Source organism: Suttonella ornithocola (assembly GCF_001889065.1).
GTDB classification, from domain to species: Bacteria; Pseudomonadota; Gammaproteobacteria; order Cardiobacteriales; family Cardiobacteriaceae; genus Suttonella_A; species Suttonella_A ornithocola.
Window position 1 is genome coordinate 1 of the sequence record NZ_LWHB01000134.1, and the last position, 4,496, is coordinate 4,496.

At 43.5% G+C, this 4,496-nt stretch carries 7 protein-coding genes and 1 pseudogene; all 8 read right to left on the reverse strand.

Translation table 11 applies throughout. The features are described 5' to 3' along the window. On the reverse strand, positions 1-125 hold a 125-nt coding region (locus tag A5N85_RS17725), incomplete at its 3' end, for a helix-turn-helix domain-containing protein (protein WP_143143250.1). A gap of 9 nt (positions 126-134) precedes the next feature. Then, positions 135-962, reverse strand: coding sequence for an MBL fold metallo-hydrolase (locus A5N85_RS10160; RefSeq protein WP_084601743.1), 828 nt, complete (start codon positions 960-962; stop codon positions 135-137). A gap of 12 nt (positions 963-974) precedes the next feature. Beyond that, a complete protein-coding gene (locus A5N85_RS10165; protein ID WP_072577128.1) occupies positions 975-1,181 on the reverse strand; it encodes a DUF2783 domain-containing protein in 207 nt (68 codons plus the stop codon). Next, a complete protein-coding gene (locus tag A5N85_RS10170; RefSeq protein ID WP_115305862.1) occupies positions 1,178-2,791 on the reverse strand; it encodes an FAD-dependent oxidoreductase in 1,614 nt (537 codons plus the stop codon). The genes A5N85_RS10165 and A5N85_RS10170 overlap by 4 nt, the downstream gene beginning before the upstream one ends. Positions 2,792-2,852: 61 nt before the next feature. After that, positions 2,853-3,401: a VOC family protein gene (locus A5N85_RS10175; RefSeq protein ID WP_072577129.1), complete on the reverse strand. Its 549-nt coding sequence runs from the start codon at positions 3,399-3,401 to the stop codon at positions 2,853-2,855. 10 nt (positions 3,402-3,411) lie between these two features. Further along, positions 3,412-4,068 (reverse strand): maleylacetoacetate isomerase, encoded by a 657-nt coding sequence (gene maiA / locus A5N85_RS10180; protein ID WP_072577130.1) that lies wholly within the window; start codon positions 4,066-4,068, stop codon positions 3,412-3,414. Then, positions 4,065-4,280 (reverse strand): annotated as a pseudogene (locus A5N85_RS10185) (fumarylacetoacetate hydrolase family protein); the annotation flags it as partial. The pseudogene A5N85_RS10185 and the gene maiA, both read right to left, overlap by 4 nt. Before the next feature lie 9 nt (positions 4,281-4,289). Further along, the coding region (locus A5N85_RS10190; RefSeq protein ID WP_249023959.1) for a transposase at positions 4,290-4,496 on the reverse strand (207 nt) is incomplete at its 5' end.

Consider the following 4,496-nt stretch of genomic DNA (forward strand, 5'->3'; position numbering starts at 1 on the left):
GGATTTTTAATCCAGCTATAGACGGTGAATTTGCTGATCTTGTAGCGCTTTGCAACAGCGCGCCAAGTTTCTCCATTAGCAATATCGTTAAGAATTTTTTGTCGGAATTGGCTGCAGTAGGTCATAGGATATGCTCAGTTTGTTTTTGATAATTCTACTATAAGTCGTTCTTTATATCTGCTTTGGATAGATTGGATTATAAATGATTTGACTATATCAATCATGCTTTGTAGGAAGCTACGTGTTTGTTCGATGGCGGCATCAACATTTTTTCGACCTTTGACAACTGCACCGCGACCACCAATAAGGTATTCCGCTTGCAAGGCTTTTAGGTTATCAAGAGTTTTACTTGCCCATTCAAAATGGAAAGCATCACCAGTGTAGAGTGCAGCTTCAGCTTCAACAAGATCGCCAGCAAATAGGACTTTTTGTTCAGGTAGCCAAGCAACGATGTCGCTAGCGGTATGACCGCGTCCAAAATATTGGAGAATGAGACTACCACGATCACCGCCAAGTGGAATTTCAAGACGTTCACTAAAGGTCATGGTTGGGTGGGTAAGTCCTGGTATACCATCAGGTTCACGAAAGAGACGTGGCATACGACCAAATTCACTTTTCCAGTCTTGTTCACCACGCTCTTCGATAAGAGTTTTGGTAATTTCATGAGTAATAATGTTTTCGGCGTGAAAGGCTGACGCACCAAGGACACGTACAGCATGGTAGTGGGTAAGGATTAGGTATTTAACGGGTTTTTTAGTATGTTGACGAAGTTTAGCTAGCCAATCAGAAGCAGCTTTCGGGGTGGCGAGTGCTTCAAGGCAGATAACAAAGTCTTCTCCTTCAATCGCTCCTACGTTAGGATCGCCTTCGGCGGTTTGGGCGTAAACACCAGGTGTTAAGATTTCTAAAGTTTCGATTTTTTCGCCTAAATCGGCAGATGAGGCAAAGGGTTTTTTGGCCATTTAATTGCTCCTTTAGTAATGATTTGTTGTATCAATGTCAGCCGCTAATGTAAATGCTTCATGTAAAATATTCATGTCGCCAATATGGTTACACAGGACGAGTAGTAGGCGAGCGTTGATAAGGTCAATTTCAGCATCTGTGCGATTGTGCTGTAGAGTAATAAGTTCAGCATAGAATTTATCTGGCTCTTGTAAGTTGGGGGTGAGATTTAATTTCATAAGACAGTTTCTCCAATAGCAGTGCGTAGGGCAGTGGCAATGGCGATGGGATCATAGTGCCGCCAGCGTGCAGCAATATGTTGGTCAGGTCGGATGAGGTAGGTAGTGCCTGGTTGTAAGTCATAGCGTTCGGTAAGTATGCCATCAGGGTCTTCAATATCACGTCCAATAACAAGATGATTGATGATAATGCCGTCGATGTTGAGCGGTGTACCATTTGTATCAATAGAGAGTAATGTGAAACCATCGCCAAGCTGTCGTAGAAGCCAGCTGTTTTTGTTATTGATACGGATGGGTGCATCAGGAGCGGCGATACCGGGACGCGCTCGATTGGTAAATGTGTCATGATCGGCGGTATTTAGGGGTGAAGTATCGTAGCAGGTGGCAGTGGAGAGCCGACCGCTATTAACAAGAGGGCGTGCAAAAGCATATTTTTTAGCTAGAGTGAGTACGGCATTGCGCAAGGTAAGGCTAGATTTGGTTTTAGGGGAGATGAAATCAGTGGATTGGGTGGAATATTGAATGTTTTCATCGGCAGCATAGCGGCGTTCATGGTCGTAACTTTCTAGCAAACGGATAGGTGCTTTATTATTTAAGATGAGTTGTAGTTTCCAAATAAGGTTGTCAATGTCTTGCACGCCAAAGTTTGCACCACGTGCACCAAAAGGGGAAACTTGATGAGCGGCATCGCCAGCAAAGATGACGCGGTTGTGAACAAAGTTTTTCATTTTACGGCAGGCAAATTTGTATACAGATAGCCATTCAAGCTCAAATTCACAATCTTTGCCTAGCATCTGTTTTAAAAGAGGGATAACTTTTTTAGGTTGTTTCCATTCGTTTGGATTAGCATCGCGACCAAGCTGGAAGTCAATGCGCCAAAGGTTGTCTGCGCTTTTATGTAGAAGGGCTGATTGTTCGGGGTGAAAAGGGGGGTCAAACCAGAACCAGCGTTCAGGTGGAAAGTTATTTTTCATGATGACGTCAATGATAAGAAATTGGTCATCAAAGACTTCTCCTTCAAAGCTACTGCCGAGCATAGAGCGGGTTTTGCTGCTAGCACCATCGCAGGCAATAGCGTATTGGGCAGTAAGGGGGAATTTACCGTCGGGGGTTTCAACGGTAAGGACTACGTGGTTATCTTTTTGGGTTATACCAATGACTTTGTGTTTCCAGCGGAGGTCAGCATTAGGGTGTGCCATGAGAGCATCTACAAGGTATTCTTCCATGTAATACTGCTGAAGATTAATCATGGCGGGGTATTCGTGTCCAGTCTCGGGGAGAAGGTCGAATTGGTAGGCAAGTTGATTACGGAAGTAGTTTTTCCCAACTTGCCATTTGATTCCTTTGGCGACCATTCGGTCAGCAACGCCAAGGCGAGACCATATTTCTAGCGAACGTTTGGCATAACAGAGCGCTCGTGAGCCAATACTAACGGTATTGTTGTCATCTAATACGACGCAGCGAATTCCTCGTTTGGCGCAATCTAGTGCAGCAGTGAGCCCAACAGGACCAGCACCGATGATTGCAATGGGATAAGGCGTATTTTGAGGGGTAGTGAGTTCTGGTGGTGGACTATACTTATATTCGGGATGTTGGTAGCTTGCCAGCATGATGTGTTTCTCCTTATTATAGGGCGGTGAGTTACCGCCCTTGTCGATGATGGCAGGACTGTTATTCGGCAGTCTCAAATTCTTTTTCGTGTAGCCATGCAGCGTATTTAGGCGCGCGTTTGGTTTGACTCCATTCTTCAATCATTTTTAGAGAAACTTGATTGAGTTGTTCAATTTCTCCGGGTTTATCGGTGCGAGTAGTGAGTTCAACTCGATGACCGTTAGGGTCAAAAAAATAAATTGAACGGATAATGCCGTGATTAGTAATGCCTAGCACGTCTATGCCTTTTGCCTCAAGCTCAGTTTTAGCCGAGATGAGTGCGTTCTCATCTTCAACTTCAAAAGCTATGTGTTGTACCCAGCGTGGGGTGTTTTCATCTCTCCCCATGGGGGGTTTGGTTGGTAGTTCGAAGAAAGCGAGAATATTACCGTTACCAGCATCCATAAAAAGATGCATATAGGGATCGGGTTCTTTAGTAGATGGTACTTGGTCTTCAGCAATGGCGAGGATAAATTTCATGTTAAGGTTATCACGATAAAATTCCATCGTTTCTTTGGCATCATTGCAGCGGTAGGCAACATGATGAATTTGTTTGATGTTGATAGGCATATTGAGCTCCTTATTTAGGTGGACAATCCGATTGTTTGTCTGGATGAGCTGCTTGGATGGCTGAATGATTTAAAGCAACGGTATATAGCTGTGTGAGGATGGGATAGGGGCTTAAGTCAAGATTGAAGCGTTTTGCGTTGTATATTTGTGGTATTAAAAAACATTCCAGATAACCCGGAGTGTCGCCCATACTCATAGGACCATCAGTTAATATAGTAGGTAAAAGTGCTTCAATAGCGGTGAACCCTTGATATATCCAATGTGCATACCATTCGTTTTTTGCTGTATCGCTTATACAAAGTTCGCGGGTCAGTTTTTTTAAAACCCTGAGATTGTTTAGCGGATGAATATCACAAGCGATGATTTGTGCGATTGCGCGACAATGTGCGGCTTTACCTGCTTTGGTTGGTAACAATGCGGGATGGGGTTGAATCTCTTCTAAATATTCAATAATAGCAATGCTTTGTGTCAGTATTTCTCCTGTAGCAGTAATAAAGGTGGGGACGAATCCTTGTGGATTTTGTGCAAGATAAGCTGTGCTTTTCTGCTCATCATTGATGAGTGAAATAGGGTGGTTTTCGTAAGCGATGCCTTTTAATGCCAAAGCAATACGTACGCGATAGCTAGCACTAGAACGCCAATAACTGTAAAGGATAGGCAGACTCATGAACTGCCTCCATATTGGACAATCTCTTGGTCAATCGCGCCAAAGATACTGTTGCCGTCAGTATCAAACATCTCTATGCGTATGCGATCACCGAATTGTAGAAAATCGGTATTAGGTTTGCCATTAGCAATCGTTTCAAGCATACGTTTTTCCGCCAGACAAGAAGAACCTGCGCTACGGTCATAATTAGAGATTGTGCCTGAACCAATGATATAGTGCAATCATCTAAAACCCAACCCAATCCAAAGCAGATAAAAGAATAAAGTATCAATACAATCCATCCGCCATTCTTTGCGTATTTGCTTAATCCAAGCCCACATCTTTTCAATGGGATTTAAGTCTGGACTATAAGGGGGTAACCAAACTATCTCATGCCCATGCTCTTCAATGATTGCTTGAATATCACTGCGTTTATGAAAAGCGGCATT

What these genes read in the sequence shown, in the direction of transcription:
- A5N85_RS10165 (WP_072577128.1), bottom strand. Translation starts at nt 1,181, where the DNA reads ATGAAATTAAATCTCACCCCCAACTTACAAGAGCCAGATAAATTCTAT.
- maiA (WP_072577130.1), bottom strand. Translation starts at nt 4,068, where the DNA reads ATGAGTCTGCCTATCCTTTACAGTTATTGGCGTTCTAGTGCTAGCTAT.
- A5N85_RS10160 (WP_084601743.1), bottom strand. Translation starts at nt 962, where the DNA reads ATGGCCAAAAAACCCTTTGCCTCATCTGCCGATTTAGGCGAAAAAATC.
- A5N85_RS10170 (WP_115305862.1), bottom strand. Translation starts at nt 2,791, where the DNA reads ATGCTGGCAAGCTACCAACATCCCGAATATAAGTATAGTCCACCACCA.
- A5N85_RS10175 (WP_072577129.1), bottom strand. Translation starts at nt 3,401, where the DNA reads ATGCCTATCAACATCAAACAAATTCATCATGTTGCCTACCGCTGCAAT.